Here is a 23730-nt window from a genome sequence, read left to right as displayed (position 1 = left end):
CGGCCCGGCACACCTCACGGTGTGCCGGGCCGCTCCTCGCGTGCGGGGTGCGTCAGTGGACGCTGCCCATCAGGGACTGGACCTTCTTGCGGTACATGTACACCGCGAGACCGGCGGCGGCGGCGAGGGCCGCCTGCATGCCGATGATCCCGGTTCCGTTCAGGTCCACGCCGGCCAGCGACAGCAGACCCGTGGTGCAGTCACCGGCGGTGACCGCGAGGAACCAGACGCCCATCATCTGGGAGGCGTACTTCTGCGGGGCCATCTTCGTGGTGACGGAGAGGCCGACCGGGGAGAGGCACAGCTCGGCGATGGTCTGGATCATGTAGATCGAGACCAGCCACATCGGCGAGACCTTGGTGCCGTCGCCCGCCATGCCCATCGGGACGACGAAGACGAAGAAGGACGCGCCGACCAGGACCAGGCCCATCGCGAACTTCACGATGGTGTTCGGCTCCTGGTTCTTGCGGGCCAGCCACAGCCACATCCAGGCGAAGACCGGGGCCAGCGCCATCACGAACAGCGGGTTCAGCGACTGGTACCAGGTGGTCGAGGGGGTCCAGCCGAGGATGCCGCCGGTCTTGGAGTCGGCGAACAGCGACAGGGTCGAACCACCCTGGTCGTAGATCATCCAGAAGACGGCGGCGGCGACGAAGAACCAGATGTACGCGGTCATCTTCGACTGCTCGGGAGCCGAGAGGTCCTTGTCGCGCTTGATGCGGACCAGGACGACGACCGGGATGATCAGACCGGCGATGGTGATCGGGTACAGCGCCCAGTTGATCGTGAACATGCCCATGGCAGTCACGGCGCCGTAGAAGGCCGCGACGATCGCGAAGGCGGCGACGGCCTTGACGATGATGCCGTTGCGCTCGGTGGCCGACAGCGGGTTCGGGACGATGCTGCTCCGCGGGCTCAGCGTGCGGCCGAAGACCAGGAACACCGTGAGGCCGAGGCCCATGCCGATGGCGGCGAGCAGGAAGCCGAGGTGCCAGTTGACGACCTCGCCGACGGTGCCGATCAGGAACGGCGCACCGAAGGCACCCAGGTTGATGCCGATGTAGAACAGCGTGAAGCCGCCGTCACGACGCGGGTCGTCCGCACCCTTGTACAGGTGACCGACCATCGTGGAGATGTTGGCCTTCAGCAGACCGGAGCCCACGGCGACCAGCAGCAGACCGCCGAAGAAGGCGAGCTGGCCGGGCAGCGCGAGCGCCACGTGACCGGCCATGATCACGAAGCCGGCGATGGCGACGGTCTTGCGGGCGCCCCAGACGCGGTCACCGAACCAGCCGCCGGGCATGGCCATCAGGTAGACCATGGCCACGTAGACGGAGTAGATCGCCGTGGCCACGCCCATCTTGAAGCCGAGGCCGCCGCCCTGGCTCCCGGTCGCGGCGTCCACGCCGCCGGAGACCAGGTACAGGACGAGAAGCGCACGCATGCCGTAGTAGGAGAAGCGCTCCCACATCTCGGTCATGAACAGCGTGGCCAGGCCGATCGGGTGGCCGAGGAAGGTCTTCTCGTGAGCGGGGCTCTGAGAAGCCGTCGTCAGGCTGGAAGCCATGGTCGATCCTTGCTTGATCGGGACGCTGCGCTTCGTGAGCTCATCAGCGCCCGGTGGGGGGTGGCCGGCACCGGCGACGCACCTCCTGCCCCACGCCCGGGGGCTCGCCCCACAGGGGTGCGGGAGCGAAGGAAGGTCCGCGACCGGGATCCACGCCCTGTCGCACAGCTTCGCGCGCAGAGCCCGGCCCACAGGTCATTCACCGAACACAAGTAGAGGCCTCGTGCTCGCTTTTCGGCACAAAGGTCCCCTGGGTAGTGCATCAGGCGTCTCGCCACCATACGACACGACACTGCGGCATATGGAAGGACTTGAGATATGGATCACAGGCTTGGCGGGAACCGTTCGACCACATTCGAAGGCCGTTAGTAGTTCAGCACGCTCGATGCCCAGGGGTGCGAAAGCGCGCCTCTGCTTTCAGTCCGTGCGGACTACCATCACCCACATGACGCGTGTACTGCTCGCCGAGGACGACGCATCCATCTCGGAACCCCTGGCCCGCGCCCTGCGCCGGGAGGGGTACGAGGTCGAGGTCCGGGAGGACGGCCCCACCGCCCTGGACGCGGGACTCCAGGGCGGCGTCGACCTCGTCGTCCTCGACCTGGGCCTCCCGGGCATGGACGGCCTGGAGGTGGCCCGCCGGCTGCGTGCCGAAGGTCACGGCTTCCCGATCCTGGTCCTCACCGCCCGTGCGGACGAGGTCGACACGGTCGTCGGCCTGGACGCCGGCGCCGACGACTACGTGACCAAGCCGTTCCGGCTCGCCGAGCTGCTCGCCCGGGTCCGGGCCCTGCTGCGGCGCGGCGCCACCGAGGCCGCCCAGTCCCCGGCCACCCACGGCGTACGGATCGACGTCGAGTCGCACCGCGCCTGGATGGGGGAGGAGGAGCTCCAGCTCACCGCCAAGGAGTTCGACCTGCTGCGGGTCCTGGTCCGGGACGCCGGCCGGGTCGTCACCCGCGACCAGCTGATGCGCGAGGTCTGGGACACCACCTGGTGGTCCTCCACCAAGACCCTCGACATGCACATCTCCTGGCTGCGCAAGAAGCTCGGCGACGACGCCGCCAACCCCCGCTACATCGCCACCGTCCGGGGCGTCGGCTTCCGTTTCGAGAAGAGCTAGTGCCCACTGAGCCATGCGCCGCCGCCTGATCAACTCCACGCTCGCCGTGGTGCTCGTCGTGATCGCCGTCTTCGGGGTCTCCCTGGTGATCGTCGAGACCCGCACCATCACCAGCAGCGCCCAGGACCGCATCGAGTCCGAGGCGCTGCGGCTCGTCGGCATCGTCGAGGCGAACATCCTGGAGAGGAAACCGATCGACGCCCAGGCCCTCGCCGAGCAGCTGGACGCGGGCCGGTACGCCCGCGTCCAGGTCCCCGGGCGGGTCTCCGTCGAGGTCGGGGAGCGGATCCCCGACAGCGTCATCCGGGGCAGCGCCCGCGGTGAACAGGGCGAGCTCGTGGTCGTCGAGGAGTCCCGTTCCACCGTGACCCGCGAGGTCGGGCGGACCCTGGCCGTGGTCGGCGCGGTGGCCCTGCTGGCCGTCGTGGCGGCCGTCCTGCTCGCCGTACGCCAGGCCAACCGGCTGGCCTCCCCGCTCACCGACCTCGCGGAGACCGCCGAGCGGCTGGGCTCCGGCGACCCCAGGCCGCGCCACAAGCGGTACGGGGTGCCCGAGCTGGACCGGGTCGCGGACGTACTGGACTCCAGCGCCGAGCGGATCGCCCGCATGCTCACCGCCGAGCGGCGCCTCGCCGCGGACGCCTCCCACCAGCTGCGGACCCCTCTGACGGCCCTGTCGATGCGGCTGGAGGAGATCACGGTCACCGACGACCTGGAGACCGTACGGGAGGAGGCGACCATCGCCCTCACCCAGGTGGAGCGGCTCACGGACGTGGTGGAGCGGCTCCTGACGAACTCCCGCGACCCCCGGACCGGCTCGGCCGTCCCCTTCGACCTCGACGAGGTCGTCAAACAGCAGGTCGAGGAGTGGCGGCCGGCCTACCGCAGCGCCGGGCGGGCCATCGTGCGCTCCGGGAAGACCGGCATGCGGGCCGTCGGCACGCCCGGCGCGGTCTCGCAGGTGCTGGCGACGCTGGTGGAGAACGCCCTGATGCACGGCGGCGGCACGGTCGCGCTGCGCACGCGGGTGATCGGCAACCAGGCGGTCCTGGAGGTCACCGACGAGGGTCCCGGCGTTCCGCCGGACCTCGGCAACCGGATCTTCGAGCGGGCCATCAGCGGCCGCAACTCCACCGGGATCGGCCTGGCCGTGGCCCGGGACCTCGCGGAGGCGGACGGGGGACGGCTGGAGCTGCTCCAGACGCAGCCGCCGGTGTTCGCCCTGTTCCTGAGCATGACCACCCCGGAGCCGCCGGTGGAGGCGGAGCAGACGGTCCGCTAGCGGCGGGCGCGGCGGGGGCCGGTCACTTGCCGGCGGGCTCGGGCGTACGGGGGGCGGCGGGCGCGCCGGGCGCCCCGCCGCCCTGGCCCTCGGCCTGTCCGTCCCGCTGCCCGACGACCAGCGACACCGCGGCCGGGGCGGGCAGGGCCTTGAAGACCCAGGTCCGGTAGGACCAGAACCGGAAGACGGTGGCGACACCGATCCCGATGAACTTGAACGCGTTGGTCTCCAGCTTGCCGTCCCAGCCGAACCCGTAGGTGGCCGTGTACAGCACGCCGTTCTCGATGACCAGGCCGACCACGCTGAACGCGACGAACAGGGCCAGCTCACGGGTGCGCCCCGACTGGGCGCGGTCCCGGTAGGCGAAGTAGCGGAAGCCGAGGTAGTTCGTGGCGATCGCGACGACGGTGGCTATGACGCTCGCGCGCACCACCTGGAGGTCGGTCGTGCTCCGGATCAGGTTGAAGACACCCAGGTTGACCAGCACGCCCAGACCGCCGACGGCCCCGAACTTGGCGACTTCCCTGACGAGAGCGCGCACGCGGTCGAGGGCGGGTCCGTGCTTCGGGGTGCTCATGAGTCGGTTCGGTCCCTGTCCGGTAGGGGATGCTTCGGTGCTGCGCTGCCGGGCGTCGCTCGTGTACCTCAGCCCACCCATGCTAAGTGTCGCCCCGCGACCGCGTCTGTGCCTTCGGACCGCCTGCGACACACGGCACACGCCGCCCGGGGGCGGGTCCGCGCCAGGGTCATGTCCGGATGGCGCAATACCGCCGGATACCCTGGAGGAGTGACGTTCCCGGTAGTCGGCATGGTCGGCGGCGGACAGCTCGCCCGCATGACCCACGAGGCGGGTATCCCCCTCGGCATCAGATTCAAGCTCCTCAGTGACACACCACAGGACTCGGCGGCCCAGGTCGTGAGCGATGTCGTCATCGGCGACTATCGCGATCTGGAGACGTTGCGCGCCTTCGCGCGCGGCTGCGATGTGATCACCTTCGACCACGAGCACGTGCCCATCGGACACCTGCGGGCCCTGGAAGCGGACGGCATCCCCGTCCGTCCGGGGCCCGACGCGTTGGTGCACGCCGCGGACAAGGGGGTGATGCGCGCCAAGCTCGACGAGATCGGCGTGCCCAGCCCCCGCCACCGGATCGTGAGCGATCCGGCGGACGCGGCGGCCTTCGCGGAGGAGGTCGGCGGCTTCCCCGTCATCCTCAAGACCGTCCGCGGCGGGTACGACGGCAAGGGCGTGTGGTTCGTCCGCACCGCGGAGGACGCCGAGGCGCCCTTCAAGGCGGGCGTCCCGGTCCTCGCCGAAGAGAAGGTGGACTACGTCCGCGAGCTCGCGGCCAACATCGTCCGCTCCCCGCACGGCCAGGCGGTGGCCTACCCCGTGGTGGAGTCCGTCCAGGTGGACGGGGTCTGCGACACGGTCATCGCCCCCGCCCCGAACCTCTCCGAGGCCCTGGCGGGCGAGGCCCAGGCCCTCGCCCTGCGCATCGCCCAGGAGCTCGGCGTGACCGGCCACCTGGCCGTCGAGCTGTTCGAGACCACCGACGGCCGCATCCTCGTCAACGAACTGGCCATGCGCCCGCACAACAGCGGCCACTGGACCCAGGACGGCGCCATCACCTCCCAGTTCGCCAACCACGTCCGCGCGGTCCTGGACCTCCCCCTCGGCGACCCGCGCCCCCGGGCCCGCTGGACGGTCATGGCCAACGTGCTCGGCGGGGACTACCCCGACATGTACGCGGCGTACCTGCACTGCATGGCGCACGATCCGCAGCTCAAGATCCACATGTACGGCAAGGACGTGAAACACGGCCGCAAGGTCGGCCACGTCAACACCTACGGCGACGACCTGGACGACGTGCTGGAGCGCGCACGTCACGCCGCCGGCTACCTCAGAGGAACGATCACCGCATGAGCACCTCCAGCACCGCGGGCTCCCCGCGGCCGCCCGTCATCGGCATCGTCATGGGTTCGGACTCGGACTGGCCGGTCATGGAGGCCGCCGCCCAGGCCCTGGACGAGTTCGAGATCCCCTACGAGGTCGACGTGGTCTCCGCGCACCGGATGCCGCGCGAGATGGTCGAGTACGGGGAGCGGGCCGCCGACCGCGGCCTGAAGGCGATCATCGCCGGCGCGGGCGGGGCGGCCCACCTGCCCGGCATGCTCGCCTCCGTCACCCCGCTGCCGGTCATCGGCGTCCCGGTCCCGCTGAAGTACCTCGACGGCATGGACTCGCTGCTGTCGATCGTCCAGATGCCCGCCGGGGTTCCCGTCGCCACCGTCTCGGTCGCCGGCGCGCGCAACGCGGGCCTGCTCGCCGTACGGATGCTGGCGGCGCACGACGGCGAGCTGCTCGGCCGGATGCGGGAGTTCCAGCAGGAGCTGAACGACCAGGCCACCGAGAAGGGCAAGCGGCTGCGCGCGAAGGTGGCGGGCGCGGAGTCCTTCGGATTCGGCAAGTGAGCGCGGCGCGGCGCCTGGGCGAGGCGCGTGAGCTGCTGGCCGAGCACCCGGTCGTGGACGGCCACAACGACCTCCCCTGGGCGCTGCGCAAGCAGGTCCGCTACGACCTCGACCGGCGCGACATCGCCGGCGACCAGTCGGCGTACCTGCACACCGACATCCCCCGGCTGCGGGCCGGCGGGGTCGGCGCCCAGTTCTGGTCGGTGTACGTCGCCGCCGAGCTGACCGGCGACGAGGCGGTCAGCGCCACGCTGGAGCAGATGGACGCCGTCGACCAGCTGATCGCCCGCTACCCCGGCGACCTGGTGCGGGCGCTGACGGCGGACGACATGGAGGCGGCCCGGGCGGACGGCCGGATCGCCTCGCTGATGGGCGCCGAGGGCGGCCACTCCATCAACAACTCGCTCGCCACCCTGCGCGCCCTGCACCGCCTCGGCGTGCGGTACATGACGCTCACGCACAACGACACGATCGACTGGGCGGACTCCGCGACCGACGAGCCCCGGCACGGCGGTCTGACGGACTTCGGCCGCGAGGTCGTGCGCGAGATGAACCGCGTCGGCATGCTCGTCGACCTCTCGCACGTGGCGGCGACGACGATGCGCGACGCCCTCGCGGTCTCGGCCGCGCCGGTGATCTTCTCGCACTCGTCCTCGCTGGCGATCTGCGACCACCCGCGCAACATCCCGGACGACGTGCTGGAGCTGCTGCCGGTCAACGGCGGCGTGGCGATGGCCACCTTCGTACCGAAGTTCATCCTCCCCGCGGCGGTCGCCTGGACCCTGGCCGCGGACGAGAACCTGCGCGCGCACGGCCTGCACCACCTCGACACCGGACCCGAGGCGATGGCCCTGCACCGGGCCTTCGAGGCGGAGCGCCCGCGCCCGGTGGCGACGGCCGCGACGGTCGCCGACCACCTGGACCACATGCGCGAGGTCGCCGGCGTCGACCACATCGGCATCGGCGGGGACTACGACGGCACGGCCTTCACCCCGGCCGGGCTGGACGACGTCTCGGGCTACCCGAACCTGATCGCGGAGCTGCTGGAGCGCGGCTGGTCGAAGCCGGACCTGGCCAAGCTGACCTGGTCGAACGCGGTACGGGCGCTGCGCGACGCGGAAGCGGTGGCGCGCGAGCAGGCGGCGTCCCGGGGGCCGTCGAACGCGGTACTGGCCGGCACCGCCTGAGGGCCGCGGCCGCTCACCCCGCGGCGGGTCGCCGCGGGGTGAGCGGCGGGCGCCCCTGGCGAGCGCCCCCGCCGGGGGCGCCCGGCGGGGGTGGCGGCCCGGTGCGACGCTGCGGCCGCCCTGGGCGGTGACCTGGGCGGTGACCTGGGCGGTGACCTGGGCGGTGACCTGGTGGTTGACCTGGTGGTTGACCTGCGGGTTTCACCCGAACGCCACATCCGCCGGGCGGCCCCGGCATCCCACATGTCACGGTGGCAGCATCTCTCCCCGCTGCCGCCGAGACCGGAGCGAACGCCATGGCCGACCTGCAGGATGACCCCCACACGGCCACCGCCGCCGTGGGACCGGGCTCCCTCGGAGTCGAAGACGTCCCCGCGCCCACCGCGGCGCGCGGCTCCCTCGAACGTGCCGCCACGCTGCTGTCCGTCCACCCCGTCGCGGACGGGTGCAACACCCTTGTCTGGACCCTTCGCCAGAGCCCGTACCACGACATCGACACCCCGGACGCGGGCGTCGACACCGACATCCCGAGGCTGCGCGCCGGGGGAGTGGGCGCCCAGTTCTGGTCGCTGCTGACGCCGCGCGAGGCCGCGGCCCCCGACCAGGTGGTGTCCGACACCCTGGAACAGATCGACGTGGCGCTGACCCTGATGCGCCGTTACCCCGACAGCCTGGGCCTGGCGCTGACCGCCGACGACCTCGCGGACGCCCGCAACCGGGGCCGCATCGCCTCGTTCCTCGGCCCCGTCCCCGGCCGTACGCTGACCGACTCGCTCGGCGCGCTGCGCGCCTTCCACGCGCTGGGCGTACGGATCGTCGCGCCCGCCGGGGCGCCCTGGGCCGAGGAGGGCCTGACGGCCTTCGGCCACGAGGTCATCAAGGAGATGAACCGGCTCTCGATGCTGGTGGACCTGACCGGCTGCCCGCCCGGGGTGGCCTGCCGGCTCGCAGGCGCCTCCAAGGCCCCGGTGATCATCTCCAATACGGCGGCGGCCGCGCTCAACCCGCACCCGGGGAACGTGACCGACGAGGTGCTGCTCGCGCTGCGGGCGGCGGGCGGGCTGGCGATGGTCACCTTCGACACCGCCCGGACCGGGGACTCCCTGCACGCGGTCGCGGACCACGTTGACCACGTACGGGCCGTCGCGGGCCCGGCCGGCGTCGGACTCGGAGCGGCCTTCGGCAGCGAACCGGGCCGCCCCCGCCCTGCCGGGCTGGCCGACCCCTCGGGCTACCCGAGACTGATCGCCGAGTTGCTCGACCGGGGCTGGTCGGAGGCCGACCTTTCGCTGCTGACCTGGGGCAACGCACAGCGGGTGCTCCGGGACGCGGAGTTCACGGCGCGGGCGGCCCAGCGCCGGCGGACGGCCTAGAGCACCGCGGTGGGCGCCGGGACGGTGGCCTTCCAGAGCCGGATCCCGGACCAGAGCGTCGCGTAGAGCAGGATGCCGTTGCGGGCGCAGAGCAGGAAGGTGCCCAGCGGCGTGCTCGCCAGGATGTCCGTCCCGTACATCACCGGGAAGATCAGGTTGGTGAGCGCGGTGGCGACCACGACCAGCCAGGCGATCGGGCGCTGCGTGGTGTGCCGGCAGGTCAGGCAGACCGCCGCGAGGCCGAGCAGCCAGATCAGGTACTGCGGGCTGAGCACGCGGCTGGTGACGGTGAACACCATGATCGCGCAGAACGCGGCGTCCAGCGGGGTCGCGGTGGTCCAGCGCCGCGCCTTGACGCGCCACAGCAGGAGCAGCAGGAAGCCGGCCACCGTCAGCGCGAGCGAGGCCCGGGCGATGGCGCTGACGTACGGGCCGGTGTACTCGAAGGCCCCGTACTGGAAGGTGATCTCGCCGGGCCAGAGGTCGACGACCCGCAGGAACATCAGCACCGAACCGCCGAGCGACTCGATCTGGATGCCGCGGTCGCCCTGGTTGCCGAGGAAGCCGAGGGTGTCGCGGAAGAGCAGCGAGAACACGACGAGCAGCGCGACGCAGGACACGGCGGCCGCGACGAACGCGTCCCGCGTGGACTTGCCGCGCGGGGTGCCGAGCAGGGTGAGCAGGGGCCACACCTTGACCATGGCGCCGATGCCGGCGACCACGCCGCCGAGGCGGGGCCGGAACCGCAGGCAGAGCAGCGCGCCGACGGCGAGCAGGGTGACCTGTACGTCGTACCGGGCGAACGGGGTCGCCATCAGCAGCGGCAGCGCGCCGAGCCAGAGCAGGGCGCCGGCGATGCTGCCGTCGGAGCGGCGGGCGGCGCGGCACAGGCCGAGGAGGATCAGGCCGTCGCAGAGCACGGTGAGCGCGACGAAGGCCTGGAAGTAGGTGAGGAAGGGCAGCAGGTCGGGCGAGAGGAAGATCGCCGCGGCCGCCGGGGGGTACTGCCACATGATGTCGTTGTGCGGCATCGTGCCGGTGGCCAGCACGTTGTACCAGTTGTGGTAGGTCACGGAGACCTCGACGCGGACTATGTCCGAGCCGTGGAAGCCGTGGACGAGCATCAGCGCCATCGCGACCCGGGTGACCGCCCAGACGCCGGCGACGGCGACGAGGGTGCCGGGGCGGGGCGCTCTCGATGCCGGGCGTGCGGCGGCGGCGCGGGGGGTGGGCCGGAGGCCGCTGGTCGTGGTCACCGGCCGGAGTCTACCCATGGCTTTTCAGCCGGCGCAGAGACAGACGGGGTGGCCCGCGGGGTCGGCGTACACCCGCCAGGTGCGGGACTTGTCGTCGGCGTCGAGGGGGGTGGCGCCGAGGGCCAGGATCCGCTCCTCGGCGGCGTCGAGGTCCTCGACGGTGAGGTCGAGGTGGAACTGCTGGGACCCGTCCGGGGAGGGCCAGCGGGGCGGGACGTGGCCGGGAGCCAGCTGGAACGCGAGGGGAGTCCCCTCGTACCCGGCGAGGTCCACCCAGGTCTCGTCGTCGACGACGGGCGTCGCGCCGAGGAGTTCGCCGTAGAAGGTGGCGAGGGCGAGCGGATCGGGACAGTCGACGACGACGGCCCCGAGCTTGGCGACAACCATGACCCCACCCTACGCACCCCACCCCCGATCCCCGGGCCGCACCCGCCCATTCGGCCCCGCCGGCGTTCGAGGCGCGGGTCCGGGCGGAGCCCGGGGAACGGTGGAAGGGCGGTCCCGGGGCCGGTGGTCAGGCTCGGGGGCGGCCCATCGCGCGGTAGGTCCAGCCGGCCGCGCGCCAGGCGGCGGGGTCCAGCGCGTTGCGTCCGTCCAGCATCAGGCGGTCGGTGACGACCTCGCCCAGCGCGGCCGGGTCGAGGTCCTCGCGGAACTCCCGCCACTCGGTCAGGTGCAGCACGACCTCCGCGCCCCGCGCCGCCGCCAGCGCGGAGTCCGCGTACCCGAGCGTCGGGAAGACGCGGCGCGCGTTGTCCATGCCCTTGGGGTCGTAGACGGTGACCTGGCCGCCCTGGAGGTGGATCTGCCCGGCCACGTTCAGGGCGGGGGAGTCCCGCACGTCGTCCGAGTCCGGCTTGAACGTGGCGCCGAGGACCGCCACCCGCTTCCCCAGGAAGGAGCCGCCGACCGCCTCGCGCGCCAGCTCGACCATGTGCCCGCGGCGCCGCATGTTGATGGAGTCGACCTCCCGCAGGAACGTCAGCGCCTGGTCGGCGCCGAGCTCGCCGGCGCGCGCCATGAAGGCGCGGATGTCCTTCGGCAGGCATCCGCCGCCGAACCCGATCCCGGCGCGCAGGAACTTCGCCCCGATGCGCTCGTCGTACCCGATGGCCTCCGCGAGCTTGACCACGTCACCGCCGGCGGCTTCGCACACCTCCGCCATCGCGTTGATGAAGGAGATCTTCGTCGCGAGGAAGGAGTTCGCCGCGGTCTTCACCAGCTCCGCGGTCGGGAAGTCCGTCACCACCAGCGGGGTGCCCTCGCCCATCGGCGTCGCGTAGACCTCCCGCAGCAGCTTCTCGCCGCGTTCGCCCTGGACGCCGATCACGAGCCGGTCCGGGTGCAGGGTGTCCTGCACCGCGAAGCCCTCCCGCAGGAACTCCGGGTTCCACGCGAGCTCGATCTCGTCGCCCGCCGGGGCCAGCGAGGCCAGCTTCGCCGCGAGGCGCTCCGCGGAGCCGACCGGCACGGTGGACTTGCCCACGACCAGGGCCGGCCGCGTCAGGTGCGGGGCCAGCGACTCGATCGCGGAGTCCACGTACGACATGTCACACGCGTACTCGCCGTGCTTCTGCGGCGTGTTCACGCACACGAAGTGGACGTCACCGAAGGCGCCGACCTCCTCCCAGGACGTCGTGAACCGCAGCCGCCCCGTCGAGCCCGGCAGCCCGGCCACGTGCGCGGCCAGCAGCTCCTCCAGCCCGGGTTCGTACATCGGGACCCGGCCGGAGGCCAGCATCTCGATCTTCTCCGGCACCACGTCCAGGCCCAGCACCTCGAAGCCCAGCTCCGCCATCGCCGCGGCGTGCGTCGCGCCGAGGTAGCCGGTGCCGATCACGGTGATCTTGAGGGCCATGCGTGCTCCAGAGGTGGCGGGGCGATTGCGGCAACCGAGCATAGTCGGCCCCGCGCGGGGGGACGCGGCCGGGGAATCCCCTCGTCAGCACGGCCGCGTGCGGCGCTGTCACGCAGCTCACGTAGGCGTTGGATATCGCTGCCGGGACCCCGGACACTAAGATTTGGGTTACTTAACGGTAGTTAGCATCAGTCACCACCTGGGGAGTGAGAGATCTTGGCGGGTTCTGCCGACTTCGACCTGTACCGTCCGGCCGAAGAGCACGACATGCTCCGCGAGTCCGTCCGCGCTCTCGCCGAGGCGAAGATCCTGCCGTTCGCGGCCGCGGTCGACGAAGAGGCCCGCTTCCCGCAGGAGGCCCTCGACGCGCTCGTCGCCAACGACCTGCACGCCGTCCACGTCCCCGAGACCTACGGCGGCGCCGGCGCCGACGCCCTCGCCACCGTGATCGTGATCGAGGAAGTGGCCCGCGTCTGCGCCTCCTCCTCCCTCATCCCGGCCGTGAACAAGCTCGGCTCCCTCCCGGTGATCCTCTCCGGCTCCGAGGAGCTCAAGGCCAAGTACCTCGGCCCGCTGGCCAAGGGCGACGCGATGTTCTCGTACGCCCTCTCCGAGCCCGACGCGGGCTCCGACGCCGCCGGCATGAAGACCCGCGCCGTGCGCGACGGGGACTTCTGGGTCCTCAACGGCGTCAAGCGCTGGATCACCAACGCCGGCGTCTCCGAGTACTACACGGTCATGGCCGTCACCGACCCGGAGAAGCGCTCGAAGGGCATCAGCGCCTTCGTCGTCGAGAAGAGCGACGAGGGCGTCTCCTTCGGCGCCCCGGAGAAGAAGCTCGGCATCAAGGGCTCCCCGACGTGCGAGGTCTACCTCGACAACGTCCGCATCCCCGCCGACCGCATGATCGGCGCCGAGGGCACCGGCTTCGCCACCGCCATGAAGACCCTGGACCACACCCGCATCACCATCGCGGCCCAGGCGCTCGGCATCGCCCAGGGCGCCCTGGACTACGCCAAGGGCTACGTCCAGGAGCGCAAGCAGTTCGGCAAGCCGATCGGCGACTTCCAGGGCGTCCAGTTCATGCTCGCGGACATGGCCATGAAGATCGAGGCCGCCCGTCAGCTGACGTACTCGGCCGCCGCCAAGTCGGAGCGCGTCTCCGCCGGAGGCGACAAGGAAGACCTGACCTTCTTCGGCGCCGCGGCCAAGTGCTTCGCCTCCGACGTCGCCATGGAGGTCACCACGGACGCCGTCCAGCTCCTCGGCGGCTACGGCTACACCCGTGACTACCCCGTGGAGCGCATGATGCGCGACGCGAAGATCACGCAAATCTACGAGGGCACCAACCAGGTGCAGCGCATCGTCATGGCGAGGAACCTGCCGTAGCCCTGCCGTAGCAGGGTTTCGCAGGTCAACCGCCTCCCCCGATGACCGGCCGTCCCCGGGCACGGAACAGGCGCTGACCCGCATGAACGAGAAGGCCCCCGGCATGATGCCGGGGGCCTTTCGCCGTCCGCGCCGGGCGCGCGAACAAGAGACCCCCGGTTGACACGGTCGTACGGCGCCCCGCCCGCGTGGCTTGACTGCCCGCCCTGGCGGGGGCGGGAGTACGCGTCAGGGCGCGTCGACCCGGTGAACGAGGGCGATGTCCTCGAACCCCCGGAGGAATCGTCCGTGGCCGGCGTGCAGGCCCGTGTGCTTCATGCACTGCCGATCCACCTCGGCCACGTCGGGGCCGGGCACGGCAGCCCATCCGCACCCCTCGTACAGGCAGCTCGCAACCGTGCTGGGCGTGCACTCGGGGTCTCTGACGATCCGGTGCTCGGCGTACCGGATGACCGAGCGCGTCACCGGCGCGCCCCGTCCGCGCTGACGCAACTGTCCGTCCTGATTGCCATTGCGCACCCCTTCGGCGCTGTGTCCGGGAATCGACAGCCAATGGTGACCGGGGGGCGAGGTCGAGTTCTAGCCGGTTTCCTGTTCCCGCAATAGCTCGTCCCGGATGCGACCGAGCATGGCGCGCATGTCGCCACCGGAAAGCGCCACGCCGGAAAACCGCTCGAACTTGTCCACGTAGAGGGCAACGTCTCTGGGGTCGGTCACGACCATTTCAGCGTGGGTCGTTTCCACCGTGACCACCCGGTCATCGCGAATCACGAAAGAATGCCCGGGTACATCTGGCTGCGCGGCGTCAAGGGGTACGACTCGGATGTCCACGTTCGGCAAGCGCGAGACGGAAACGATTCGGTCCACCTGGCCCGCCAGCATGGCGGCGGGGAGGATGCGCCAACGCAGGACAGGTTCCGTCATGATGAAGCGCAGGGTCTTGTCGGTGTCGTAGAGGACTCGCTGCCTTTCGATCCTGGCTCCGATGGTCCGGGACAACTGCTCCTCTCCCAGGCCCTTCCGCTGAAGTACGGCCCTCACGTACTCGGGTGTTTGCAGCAGGCCGGGAACCAATGAGGGTTGAAACAGGCGCAGCAGGGTCATGGACTGTTCCAGCGCCCGGATCTGCTCCTGCTTCCGGTGGAATCCGAGCCGTCGATACAGACGCCATGCCGTGGCTTCCGTCGCCTGCGACCGAGCCACCGCCATGTACTCGGCCTTGATCTCCGCCGACACGTCCACGGCCGAAAGGATGCGGTCCACGTCCGCAACGCTCGGCGCCACGCGGCCGTTCTCGATCTTCGACAGCTTGGCCGTAGACATGACAGCGCTGCGAGCCACGGCCTTGGCTTCCTTCCCGGAGGCCTGCCGCAATGCCCGCAGCGCCGCGCCGAGTTCTGTCTTGTTCACTCGCCGTGCTTGGCCCACCATTCGGGGAACGGCTCAGCGTGAGCCAGAGCCGTATCCCGATGACCGATGAACTCCGCCGCCCGATCCGCAGAGAGGAACTCAGGGCCGATGAACGCCCCGCTCTCGTCGTAGTTCATGACGACGGGTGAAGTCTCGTCGAACATCCAGAACTCCGGGACCCCTTCCAATGGGTTCGGCTGCTCCGTGACGTCGAGGATGAAGAACTCTTCCCCACCCGTCATGTTCCTCACGTATCCCCACCCGAGCTCGTAGCGAAGGTAGTCCGTGAGCGGACGGGAAACGATGTGCACCCGGTACATGCGCTTACCCCTTTGGGTTGCGGCACGCACGGTCTCAACCCACCCCGCGTTGTACTCTGCCGGCTGGGGCTCACCTGCCAGGAATGCCCGAAGGCTGTCGGCGCTCGAAGGGATGTTGTACTCGTCGAGGATTTCGAGGCGGAAGGCTTCCCGTTCGAACGTGTTGAAGCGCTCCGCCAAGCTGCTAGATGAGCTGATCACGAATGGCCTTCCGAACGAGTTCCATGGGGATCTCGACCACGGCTTCCTTTGCCGGAATCTCCAGCCCGTGGTCGGCCGGTGCTTCGCCTTGCACCAGCAGGGTGTCCCTGTCCGTTGCGTACAGCGTCGGACAGTCCCCGTTCTCGCAGGTGCTCACAAGCTTGGCGACTTTCACACCCGTGCCCGCCCCTCCTCCTGCCGCTGTGTCTCGCTCATGCTCCCGATTGCCCGAGGGGCAGGGCAAGGGGTTCGAGTTTCCGGAACTGGAAACCGGCGCGGGTGAGGCCGCCCGACCTCGCCGGGCGGCTACGGGGGCACCCGCTGGGTGTGGCGGATCGGCATGGCCGTAACCTGCTCTGACCTGCTTCAACCCGTCCCGGACGGGTCCATCGGTACGACGCGAGGCCGGGAGCGGCTCCAGCAGCCGCCTCCGGCCTCGCGCCGTCCTGGGGATGGGCTAAGTTTGGGGCTCCTTACGACCGATCCGCTTGGGGGGAATACCTATGACGGAAGCGATCCTGCTGGTCGGCGGGCAGGGGACGCGCCTGCGCCCCGTCACGGTGAACACCCCCAAGCCGATGGTTCCGGCGGCCGGTGTCCCGTTCCTCGCCCACCAGATAGCCAGGGCCGCTGCCGCCGGTGTCACGCACATCGTGATGGCCACCTGCTACCTCGCCGAGGTCTTCGAGCCCTACTTCGGTGACGGCTCCGCCTTCGGCGTCAGCCTGGAGTACGTCGTCGAGGACGAGCCCCTCGGCACCGGCGGCGCCATCCGCAACGCTGCGCGCCGCCTGACCGGCGGACCGGACGAGCCCGTCCTGGTCTTCAACGGCGACATCCTCACCGGCCTGGACATCGCCGGCCTGGTCGAAGCCCACCGGGCGGTCGACGCGGACGTCACCCTGCACCTGGTGCGGGTCGAGGACCCGCGCGCGTTCGGCCTGGTCCCCACCGACCCCGAGGGGCGGGTGCTGGCCTTCACCGAGAAGCCGCAGACCCCCGAGGAGATCGTCACCGACCAGATCAACGCCGGCTGCTACGTCTTCCGGCGCGGCGTCATCGACTCGATCCCGGACGGGCGTCCCGTCTCCGTCGAGCGCGAGACCTTCCCCGGCCTGCTCGCCTCCGGCGCCCGGCTGCACGGGGTCACCGAGGACACGTACTGGCTGGACCTCGGCAAGCCCGAGTCCTTCGTCCAGGCCTCCGCCGACCTGGTGCGCGGCGTCGTGTCCTCCCCGGCCGTCCCCGGCCCGCGCGGCGAGGCCCTGGTGCTCCCGGGCGCGAAGGTGGCCGACGGGGCGCTGCTCTCGGGCGGCACCGTGGTCGGCGTCGGCGCCCGTGTCGAGGCGGGCGCGGTGGTGGCGGGTTCGATCGTGCTGGACGGCGCGGTCGTCGGTCCGGACACCCGGGTGACGGCGAGCCTGATCGGCGCCGGTGCCTCGGTCGGCTCCCGTACGGTCCTGGACGGCGCGGTCATCGGCGACGGCGCGGTCGTCGGCTCCGACAACGAACTCCGGGCCGGCGTGCGCGTGTGGTGCGAGACCGAGCTGCCGGCGGGATCGGTCCGCTTCTCCTCGGACCGCTGACCCGCGTACGCCACGCCACGCCACGTCGCGCGGCGCGGCGCCGGCTCCCTCGCGGAGAGCCGGCCCCGCCCGACGGCCGACGGCCAGTGCTCAGCGGGTCGCCGTGACCGTGACCTTCTGGTCGTTCTGGATCTGCTTCACCAGCTCCTGGACCTTCGTCTTGTCCCAGATCAGGTTGCCGCCGCGCTCGCCGCTGATCGGCATGTTCATCGAGACGCCGTCGCCGCCGCTGATGCCCTTCATCGCGAAGAACATCTCGCCCAGGTCGAACAGGCCCATGTCCTTGTCGACGATCAGCGTGTCCAGGCCCGCGCCCAGCGTCGGGTAGAGCGCGAACGGGTTGATGATCGTGCCCGGGGTGGCCGCCTGGCTCGCGAGGGCCGACAGGAACTTCTGCTGGTTCTTCGTCCGCTGGAGGTCCGATTCGGCGAACGCGTACCGGGTGCGGACGTACGCCAGGGACTGCTCGCCGTTCAGCGTCTGCTTGCCGGACTTGAAGTCGGCGCCCGACTTCTCGTCCTTGAAGCCCTTGTCGATGTCCAGCTCCACGCCGCCCAGCGCGTCCACGATGTTCGCGAAGCCGGCGAAGCCGATCTCCGCGTAGTGGTCGATGCGCAGGCCGGTGTTGAACTCCACCGTCCGCACCAGCAGCTCGGGGCCGTCGTCCGCGTACGCCGCGTTCAGCTTGGTGTGCTTGCCCTTGGCCGCGAACTTCTTCCCGGACTCGGAGCCGACGAAGGAGGGGATCTCCACGTCCGAGTCGCGCGGCAGCGAGACCATGGTGTTCCCGCTGGAGCAGGCCGCCAGGATCATCATCGAGTCGGTGCGCTTGCCCTCGGCCGAGCCGGTGTGGAGCTTCTTCTTGTCCTCGTCGGACAGCCCCTCGCGGCTGTCGGAGCCGACGATCAGGTACGTGGTGCAGTCGCCCTCCTTGGGGCGCTCGATGACCTTGGCGAGGTCGACCTCGCGGCGCACCTTGGAGTCGGCCCAGAAGTAGGTGCCGATGCCGGTGACCAGCAGGGCGGAGACCAGCACGATGGAGCCGATCTTGATCCGCCGGCCCCAGTCGGGGGCCGCGCCGGGCCTGCCGCCGCCGGGCCGCGGCCGCTGCGGGCCGCCGGGGCCGCCGGGGTCCGACGGACCGCCCGGACCGCCCGGGGCGCCCGCGGGGTTCCCGTAGACCTGGCCGGTGTTGTAGCCGCTGTCGTAGCCGCCGTACGTGTCGGGGCTCTGCGCCTGCTGCGGCGGCACGCCGGGGCGCCGGACCGGCGGCGGTCCCACCGGCTGCGCGGCGCGCTGCTGCGGGGGCTGCGGCGCCTGCGGCGGCTGCTGCCGCTGGACGTGCCGCATCCGCTGCGGGCCTTCCGGCTCCGCCTGGGCGCTGCCGCGTCCGTACCCGTCATCGCGGCGGCCGCGGTCGTCGGCCCACCCTTCTGGCCAGTCATTCATGCGCCCAAGGATGCCTGGCCGGGACGGCCGGCCGACAGCCCGGGGGGAAGTTCGTACCGGGGCTGTTGCAGAGCTGATGCACGCGGGACACCCCCTAGGGTGGAGCCATGACAGAAATACCGGGCGAAGTCCCCGGCAAGCCGACCTCGGCCGCGCGGACCACGCTCAGCCACATCATGACCGCGGGCGACACCAACCTCCTCGGCACCGTGCACGGCGGCGTGATCATGAAGCTGGTGGACGACGCGGCCGGTGCCGTCGCCGGGCGCCACTCCGGCGGGCCCGCGGTCACCGCGTCCATGGACGAGATGGCCTTCCTCGCCCCCGTCCGGGTCGGGGACCTGGTCCACGTCCGCGCGCAGTGCAACTGGACCGGCCGCTCCTCGATGGAGATCGGAGTGCGCGTCCTCGCGGAGCGCTGGAACGAGTCCACCCCGCCCACCCAGGTCGGCAGCGCCTACCTCGTGTTCACCGCGGTCGATGCCGACGGCAAGCCCCGCACCGTCCCGCCGGTCCTGCCCGAGACCGAGCAGGACAAGCGCCGCTACCAGGAGGCCCAGATCCGCCGTACGCACCGGCTCGCCCGGCGCCAGGCGATCAAGGAGCTGCGCGAGCGCCGGTCCGCGGAGGGGCTCGACGACTGACGGACGGCCGCCGCCGTCCGCCCGGAAGACACTGCCTAGCCCCCGCAGACGACCTGGTCGCCCGTGACCACGCCGACCTGGCCCTGGTACGGGTCCTGCGCGCGCACCGGGACCACCTTCTTGTAGTCCGCGCCCGCGATCACCAGGACCGTCCGGCCCTGCCCCGTCACCGCCCGTAGCTCGCTGCCCGGCAGCGCGGTGGACACCGTACGGGCCGAGCGGTCCCAGCGCGGGTCGTACGAGATCACCGTGCGCTTGACGTCCCGGCCGGCCCCGTTCCCCGGGGTCCGGGTGGTGTCGAAGCCGGTGGTGCGCAGGGCCTCGTCCACCCGGCCGCCCAGCCCGTCGATCCGGGTGCCGTTCTCCACCTGCACCCGGATCGCTTGCGGTGCGACGTCCACGGGGACCGCCACGGGCCGGGCGGCAGCGGCCGCGGTGGCGGCCCGCCCCGGCCGGACGGGGGCGAGCGGCCGGTCGCTCCGCAGCGACTCGAAGAGCTTCGCGGCCTTCGGCTCGTCCCACTTCACCGTCGAGCCGATGCCCTTGACCTTGTACGAGGGGTCGCCGACCGGCACCGAGGCGAACTCCGACGAGGAGGGCGTGAAGTCCCGCATCGCCTGCCCGAGCGCCAGCATCTGCTCCGACCCGAAGCCCCGGTCGGCCCGCACCGAGCCCAGCAGCGTCGAGCTGACCTGTTTGAACTTCACCGGGTTCAGCAGCATGCCGCCGCCCGTCGCCTCCTTGATCAGGGCGGCGAGGAACCGCTGCTGGCGCTGCATCCGGCCGAGGTCCGAGGCCCCGTCCACATGGCGCGAGCGCACGTACTGCAGGGCCTGGCCGCCGCTCAGCCGGTGGGCGCCGGGCAGCAGGTCCAGGCCGGTGTTGGGGTCGCGCATGGTCTTGACGGTGCAGATGTCCACGCCGCCCATCGCGTCCACCGTCTTCATGAAGCTGGTGAAGTCGACCTCCAGGTAGTGGTCGATCTTCACCCGGGTCATGTTCTCGACCGTGCGCACCGTCAGCCCGGGCCCGCCCTCCGCGTACGCCGCGTTGAGCCGCACCGGGTGCGCGTTGTGGTCCTTCCCGGTCACCAGGTCCCGGTGCGCGGGCACCTCCGCGTAGCTGTCGCGGGGCAGGCTGACCACGCTGGCCCGTTCCTTGTCCGCCGAGATGTGCACCAGCATGATCGTGTCGGTGCAGTGGCAGGGCGCCCCGCCCAGGCGGTACTCGCGCTTCTCCTCCGGGGTGATCTTCTCGCGGCCGTCGGTGCCGACGAGCAGGAAGTTCACCCCGTGCCCGGCCTGCGGGCGGTTCTTCATGTCCTTGAACGGGTCCACCCGCTCGATCCCGGTGTCCAGGCCGGTCATCACGGCGTGCCCGACGGCGCCGGAGACCAGCACCACCAGCGACAGCCCGGCCGCGATCCGCACTCCCCACCGGGGCCGGTCACCCCGGCGCCGGTCCCGGCCGCCGCTGCGCCGCGCACGCTGCGGCTGAGGTGGCCTGGCGGGACGGGTGGGACGGTGCGGCTGGGGCACGGTGGACACCTCCGCGGGAGCAGCAGGGGCAAGAACGGCAGTGGTCAGGCTCGCCGGATGGGATTTTTCAGAACAGTAGGCCCATACGATCAGCGTCTGTCCGTACCGCTCGTCCGGCGCGCACCCGTTTCCCCCGTACGCGGTAACGTGACACCGATACCCGACCTTGAAGGACGACATGCCCGCCCAGCAGCCCGCAGTCTCGGTGATCATGCCGGTGCTCAATGAGGAGCGCCACCTGCGCGACTCCGTCCGGCACATCCTCGGACAGGAGTACGCAGGCGAGATGGAGGTGGTGATCGCGCTCGGGCCGTCCACGGACCGCACCGACGAGATCGCCGCCGAGCTCGTACGCGAAGACCCTCGGGTCCACACCGTGCCGAACCCCACCGGACGCACCCCAGCCGCCCTCAACGCGGCCATCAAGGCCTCGCGCCACCCCATCGTGGTGCGCGTCGACGGCCACGGCATGCTCTCGCCGAACTACATCGCCACCGCCGTCCGCCTCCTGGAGGAGACCGGCGCGCAGAACGTCGGCGGCATCATGCACGCCGAGGGCGAGAACGCCTGGGAAGACGCCGTCGCGGCCGCGATGACCTCGAAGATCGGCGTCGGCAATGCGGCCTTCCACACCGGCGGCCAGGCCGGTCCGGCCGAGACGGTCTACCTCGGCGTGTTCCGCCGCGAGGCGCTGGAGCAGCAGGACGGCTACAACGTCGAGTTCATCCGCGCCCAGGACTGGGAGCTGAACTTCCGCATCCGCGAGGCCGGCGGGCTGATCTGGTTCTCGCCCGAGCTGAAGGTCCAGTACCGCCCGAGGCCCTCCGTACGGGCACTCGCCAAGCAGTACAAGGACTACGGGCGCTGGCGGCACGTGGTGGCCCGCTACCACTCCGGCTCGATCAACCTGCGCTACCTGGCCCCGCCGACCGCCGTCTGCGCGATCGCGGCCGGTCTGGTCGCCGGCGCGGTGCTCACCCCGTGGGCCCTCGTGATCCCGGCGGGCTACCTCGCGGCGATCACCGCCGGCTCCGTCCCGGCCGGCAAGGGGCTCTCGCTGAAGGCCCGGGCGCAGATCCCGGTGGCCCTCGCCACCATGCACATGTGCTGGGGCTTCGGCTTCCTGACCAGCCCGCGCTCGCTCGCGAACAAGGTCATCGCCAGCCGCCGCCCCGCGGTCCAGGCGGACACCGCCCCGGCCGCCCAGGGCGGCTAGCCGGCGAGGCGGGCCGGCCTGCGAGGCAGCCGGGCGGCCAGGCCTCGCGGTCACCGCGTACGCGAAGGGGCCCGGCGGAGTGGATCTCCGCCGGGCCCCTTCGCGTACGCGGCCGTTACGCCGTTACCAGGTGAAGCCTTCCTGGATCTTCATGCAGGCCTTGTCGTCGTCGCCGTTGAGCGGGCGCGCCGAGTCCGGGGCCTTGGTCGGCGCGGGCGGCGCCGCGGGCGGCGCGGCGCCCGTCCGCCAGTCCTTGCCGACGAACAGGGTGATCCCGGGGACCTCGGCCGACTGCTGGACCGCGTCGGCCGGCAGCCCGAAGGCGGTGGCCACGGCGGCCGCGTCGGCGGCCTGCTCCGGCTTGGCGTAGCGGATCACGGTGGTGTCCTCGGCCCCGGTCAGCTGGTCGGCGGTGGCCTTGGTGAAGCCCTTGCCGACGAGCAGCGCCACGACGTCGGAGGCCCGGCCCTTCACCTTGACCTGGGCCTCGTCCTTGCCGCCGGTGGCGTTGCGGACCGCGACCGGGATCTTCGCGGGCGGCGTGGCGGTGGCGGAGGCCGACGGCGAGGCGGAGGCGGCCGGAGCCGAGGCGGACCCACCGGGCTGCTTGGCGTCCTGGCCGTCGAGCGCGATGTCCTCGCGGACCATCCGGAACACGTCCTCGGCCTCGCCCGGCTTGGGCTCGACCCGGTCCCTGTCGTTGGGGCTCTGGATCCACGGCATGGTGGTCATGGTGATCCGGCCCGGGGGGACCTTCTTGAGCTCCATGCTGAGGTCGTACAGCCGGTCGATCTTGTTCAGGCCCGGGTCCACGACCATCGCGTCGATCGCCGCCTTCGCCAGGCTGTTGAGCTTCACCGGGTTGGTGAGCTTGGCGTTCTTGCGGAACTCGCGGGCCATGGAGTTCATGTACATGTGCTGGGCGTGGGTGCGGCCGAGGTCGGTGCCGTCCTCGAACCCGTAGCGGGTGCGCAGCCACTGCAGGGCCTGCTCGCCCTGGATGACGCTCTCGCCCTTGGGGAGCTTGAGGCCGGAGCCCTTGCCGGCCCGGGTGCGCGAGTGGACGTTCTCCTGGACGCAGACCGGGACGCCTCCGATGGCGTCCGCCATCGACACCACGCCCTTGAAGTCGATCATCATGAAGTGGCTGATCGGTATCTTCGTCAGCTCCTGCCAGGCGGCGACGGTGCAGCCGGGGCCGCCGCGGCCGAGCGACTCGTTGACCTGCACGAGGCCCTTGCTGGCCGGGTGCACCTTGCCGTCGGGGCCGGGCTCGGTGCACTTGGGCATCTTGATCAGCGTGTCGCGCGGCATGGAGACGACCGACATGTTGCTGCGGTCCGCGGACAGGTGCAGCAGCATCTGGACGTCGGCGAGCGGCTGTCCGCCGAAGGTGTCCCTGCCCCCGCCGAGGTCCTGGTTCTCCTTGTCGTTGCGCGCGTCGGAGCCGATCAGGAGGATGTTCAGCGGGGTCTGCCCGAACGCGTTCGGCTTGGGACCGCCGAGCTTGTTGTCGCCGAGGTTCAGCGTGTCCGTCTGGATGCTGCCGTTGAGATGGCGGTAGTACAGGTAACCGGCGCCGGCCGTCCCGAGTATCAGGAACGCCATGGTCGATGACGTCCAGAGCAGGATCCGCCGCTTGCCCCGCCGCCGGCGGCGGCCCGCGGACGTCCCGTCGGCCTCCCCCTGCGGTTCAGGCACCGCACCGGACGCGCCCGGGCCGCCGCCGCCGGATATGCCTCCGGCGGCCGACTCGGGCGCCCCCTCCCCGCGCACGCTGCTGTGCCTCACGTGTCCCCCCTCAAAGTCCTGATGCCTCGGTGGTTGGGCCGGTCCCGCCGGCCGCGGTCCGTCGT

Annotated in this window: 22 protein-coding genes; 10 read left to right on the top strand and 12 right to left on the bottom strand. The window is 71.2% G+C overall.

Annotation, left to right across the window (positions count from 1 at the left end):
• Positions 1 to 52 precede the first annotated feature (52 nt).
• On the bottom strand, positions 53 to 1567 hold the full coding sequence (locus EES41_RS15125; RefSeq protein WP_123078801.1) for a peptide MFS transporter: 1515 nt from the start codon (positions 1565 to 1567) through the stop codon (positions 53 to 55).
• A gap of 445 nt (positions 1568 to 2012) precedes the next feature.
• Here EES41_RS15125 and EES41_RS15120 point away from each other — a divergent pair, with 445 nt between their 5' ends.
• Together EES41_RS15120 and EES41_RS15115 are read left to right on the top strand one after the other, a co-directional pair.
• Positions 2013 to 2690 (top strand): response regulator transcription factor, encoded by a 678-nt coding sequence (locus EES41_RS15120; protein WP_008741769.1) that lies wholly within the window; start codon positions 2013 to 2015, stop codon positions 2688 to 2690.
• Positions 2691 to 2703: 13 nt separating this feature from the next.
• Complete coding sequence (locus EES41_RS15115) at positions 2704 to 3972, top strand: ATP-binding protein (protein WP_123078799.1); 1269 nt, start codon at positions 2704 to 2706, stop codon at positions 3970 to 3972.
• A 22-nt stretch (positions 3973 to 3994) separates the two neighbouring features.
• Here EES41_RS15115 and EES41_RS15110 read toward each other — a convergent pair whose 3' ends face one another.
• Entirely contained in the window at positions 3995 to 4549 is a 555-nt protein-coding gene (locus tag EES41_RS15110) for a GtrA family protein (protein WP_123078797.1), read from the bottom strand.
• A 210-nt stretch (positions 4550 to 4759) separates the two neighbouring features.
• Between EES41_RS15110 and EES41_RS15105 the strand changes: the two genes are divergently transcribed.
• The 4 genes from EES41_RS15105 (at position 4760) to EES41_RS15090 (ending at position 9007) form a co-directional block, all read left to right on the top strand.
• Complete coding sequence (locus EES41_RS15105; RefSeq protein WP_123078795.1) at positions 4760 to 5899, top strand: 5-(carboxyamino)imidazole ribonucleotide synthase; 1140 nt, start codon at positions 4760 to 4762, stop codon at positions 5897 to 5899.
• Positions 5896 to 6447, top strand: a complete 552-nt coding sequence (purE, locus tag EES41_RS15100) for a 5-(carboxyamino)imidazole ribonucleotide mutase (RefSeq protein ID WP_073778595.1) — start codon at positions 5896 to 5898, stop codon at positions 6445 to 6447. Before EES41_RS15105 ends, purE begins: the two co-directional genes overlap by 4 nt.
• Entirely contained in the window at positions 6444 to 7634 is a 1191-nt protein-coding gene (locus EES41_RS15095) for a dipeptidase (protein WP_123078793.1), read from the top strand. Before purE ends, EES41_RS15095 begins: the two co-directional genes overlap by 4 nt.
• Before the next feature lie 251 nt (positions 7635 to 7885).
• Entirely contained in the window at positions 7886 to 9007 is a 1122-nt protein-coding gene (locus tag EES41_RS15090; protein WP_123078791.1) for a membrane dipeptidase, read from the top strand.
• Here the strand turns inward: EES41_RS15090 and EES41_RS15085 are convergent.
• From EES41_RS15085 to EES41_RS15075, 3 genes are all read right to left on the bottom strand, one after another.
• Positions 9004 to 10263 carry a glycosyltransferase family 87 protein gene (locus tag EES41_RS15085; protein ID WP_123078789.1) on the bottom strand — a complete coding sequence of 420 codons (1260 nt, stop codon included), beginning with the start codon at positions 10261 to 10263 and terminating at the stop codon, positions 9004 to 9006. The two genes, EES41_RS15090 and EES41_RS15085, sit on opposite strands and share 4 nt — an antisense overlap.
• Before the next feature lie 24 nt (positions 10264 to 10287).
• Positions 10288 to 10650 carry a VOC family protein gene (locus EES41_RS15080; protein WP_123078787.1) on the bottom strand — a complete coding sequence of 121 codons (363 nt, stop codon included), beginning with the start codon at positions 10648 to 10650 and terminating at the stop codon, positions 10288 to 10290.
• Between the two features lie 127 nt (positions 10651 to 10777).
• Complete coding sequence (locus tag EES41_RS15075) at positions 10778 to 12121, bottom strand: UDP-glucose/GDP-mannose dehydrogenase family protein (RefSeq protein ID WP_123078785.1); 1344 nt, start codon at positions 12119 to 12121, stop codon at positions 10778 to 10780.
• A 216-nt stretch (positions 12122 to 12337) separates the two neighbouring features.
• On the opposite strand from EES41_RS15075, the gene EES41_RS15070 reads away from it, so the two are divergent.
• Positions 12338 to 13510, top strand: a complete 1173-nt coding sequence (locus EES41_RS15070) for an acyl-CoA dehydrogenase (protein WP_008741779.1) — start codon at positions 12338 to 12340, stop codon at positions 13508 to 13510.
• Between the two features lie 228 nt (positions 13511 to 13738).
• Here EES41_RS15070 and EES41_RS15065 read toward each other — a convergent pair whose 3' ends face one another.
• From EES41_RS15065 to EES41_RS15050, 4 genes are all read right to left on the bottom strand, one after another.
• Positions 13739 to 14002 (bottom strand): hypothetical protein, encoded by a 264-nt coding sequence (locus EES41_RS15065; RefSeq protein WP_254211451.1) that lies wholly within the window; start codon positions 14000 to 14002, stop codon positions 13739 to 13741.
• An 87-nt stretch (positions 14003 to 14089) separates the two neighbouring features.
• Entirely contained in the window at positions 14090 to 14920 is an 831-nt protein-coding gene (locus tag EES41_RS15060; RefSeq protein WP_164495837.1) for a helix-turn-helix transcriptional regulator, read from the bottom strand.
• Complete coding sequence (locus EES41_RS15055; RefSeq protein ID WP_123078773.1) at positions 14917 to 15441, bottom strand: DUF6879 family protein; 525 nt, start codon at positions 15439 to 15441, stop codon at positions 14917 to 14919. Before EES41_RS15055 ends, EES41_RS15060 begins: the two co-directional genes overlap by 4 nt.
• Positions 15425 to 15616, bottom strand: a complete 192-nt coding sequence (locus tag EES41_RS15050) for a hypothetical protein (RefSeq protein WP_123078771.1) — start codon at positions 15614 to 15616, stop codon at positions 15425 to 15427. Before EES41_RS15050 ends, EES41_RS15055 begins: the two co-directional genes overlap by 17 nt.
• Positions 15617 to 15944: 328 nt before the next feature.
• On the opposite strand from EES41_RS15050, the gene EES41_RS15045 reads away from it, so the two are divergent.
• On the top strand, positions 15945 to 17027 hold the full coding sequence (locus tag EES41_RS15045) for an NDP-sugar synthase (RefSeq protein WP_123078768.1): 1083 nt from the start codon (positions 15945 to 15947) through the stop codon (positions 17025 to 17027).
• 90 nt (positions 17028 to 17117) lie between these two features.
• Here EES41_RS15045 and EES41_RS15040 read toward each other — a convergent pair whose 3' ends face one another.
• On the bottom strand, positions 17118 to 18476 hold the full coding sequence (locus tag EES41_RS15040) for an LCP family protein (protein ID WP_123078766.1): 1359 nt from the start codon (positions 18474 to 18476) through the stop codon (positions 17118 to 17120).
• A gap of 107 nt (positions 18477 to 18583) precedes the next feature.
• Here EES41_RS15040 and EES41_RS15035 point away from each other — a divergent pair, with 107 nt between their 5' ends.
• Positions 18584 to 19120, top strand: coding sequence for an acyl-CoA thioesterase (locus EES41_RS15035; RefSeq protein WP_123078764.1), 537 nt, complete (start codon positions 18584 to 18586; stop codon positions 19118 to 19120).
• A 35-nt stretch (positions 19121 to 19155) separates the two neighbouring features.
• Here the strand turns inward: EES41_RS15035 and EES41_RS15030 are convergent, their stop codons facing one another.
• Positions 19156 to 20550, bottom strand: a complete 1395-nt coding sequence (locus EES41_RS15030; RefSeq protein WP_123078762.1) for an LCP family protein — start codon at positions 20548 to 20550, stop codon at positions 19156 to 19158.
• A 286-nt stretch (positions 20551 to 20836) separates the two neighbouring features.
• Between EES41_RS15030 and EES41_RS15025 the strand changes: the two genes are divergently transcribed.
• Positions 20837 to 21874 (top strand): glycosyltransferase family 2 protein, encoded by a 1038-nt coding sequence (locus EES41_RS15025; RefSeq protein ID WP_073798125.1) that lies wholly within the window; start codon positions 20837 to 20839, stop codon positions 21872 to 21874.
• 123 nt (positions 21875 to 21997) lie between these two features.
• On the opposite strand, the gene EES41_RS15020 is transcribed toward EES41_RS15025, so the two are convergent.
• The gene (locus tag EES41_RS15020) at positions 21998 to 23665 is read right to left on the bottom strand and encodes an LCP family protein (protein ID WP_123078760.1); all 1668 of its coding nucleotides are present in this window, start codon (positions 23663 to 23665) and stop codon (positions 21998 to 22000) included.
• Positions 23666 to 23730: the final 65 nt, after the last annotated feature.

The organism is Streptomyces sp. ADI95-16 (assembly GCF_003721495.1).
Lineage (GTDB): Bacteria > Actinomycetota > Actinomycetes > Streptomycetales > Streptomycetaceae > Streptomyces > Streptomyces goshikiensis.
Note: the sequence above shows the minus strand (reverse complement) of the source record. Positions and strands in the feature narration are given on the sequence as shown.

Excerpts from the sequence above, each read along its gene's own strand:
- purE (WP_073778595.1), top strand. The coding sequence starts at position 5,896 with ATGAGCACCTCCAGCACCGCGGGCTCCCCGCGGCCGCCCGTCATCGGC.
- EES41_RS15115 (WP_123078799.1), top strand. The coding sequence starts at position 2,704 with ATGCGCCGCCGCCTGATCAACTCCACGCTCGCCGTGGTGCTCGTCGTG.
- EES41_RS15075 (WP_123078785.1), bottom strand. The coding sequence starts at position 12,121 with ATGGCCCTCAAGATCACCGTGATCGGCACCGGCTACCTCGGCGCGACG.
- EES41_RS15035 (WP_123078764.1), top strand. The coding sequence starts at position 18,584 with ATGACAGAAATACCGGGCGAAGTCCCCGGCAAGCCGACCTCGGCCGCG.
- EES41_RS15080 (WP_123078787.1), bottom strand. The coding sequence starts at position 10,650 with ATGGTTGTCGCCAAGCTCGGGGCCGTCGTCGTCGACTGTCCCGATCCG.
- EES41_RS15045 (WP_123078768.1), top strand. The coding sequence starts at position 15,945 with ATGACGGAAGCGATCCTGCTGGTCGGCGGGCAGGGGACGCGCCTGCGC.
- EES41_RS15025 (WP_073798125.1), top strand. The coding sequence starts at position 20,837 with ATGCCCGCCCAGCAGCCCGCAGTCTCGGTGATCATGCCGGTGCTCAAT.
- EES41_RS15120 (WP_008741769.1), top strand. The coding sequence starts at position 2,013 with ATGACGCGTGTACTGCTCGCCGAGGACGACGCATCCATCTCGGAACCC.
- EES41_RS15040 (WP_123078766.1), bottom strand. The coding sequence starts at position 18,476 with ATGAATGACTGGCCAGAAGGGTGGGCCGACGACCGCGGCCGCCGCGAT.
- EES41_RS15110 (WP_123078797.1), bottom strand. The coding sequence starts at position 4,549 with ATGAGCACCCCGAAGCACGGACCCGCCCTCGACCGCGTGCGCGCTCTC.
- EES41_RS15125 (WP_123078801.1), bottom strand. The coding sequence starts at position 1,567 with ATGGCTTCCAGCCTGACGACGGCTTCTCAGAGCCCCGCTCACGAGAAG.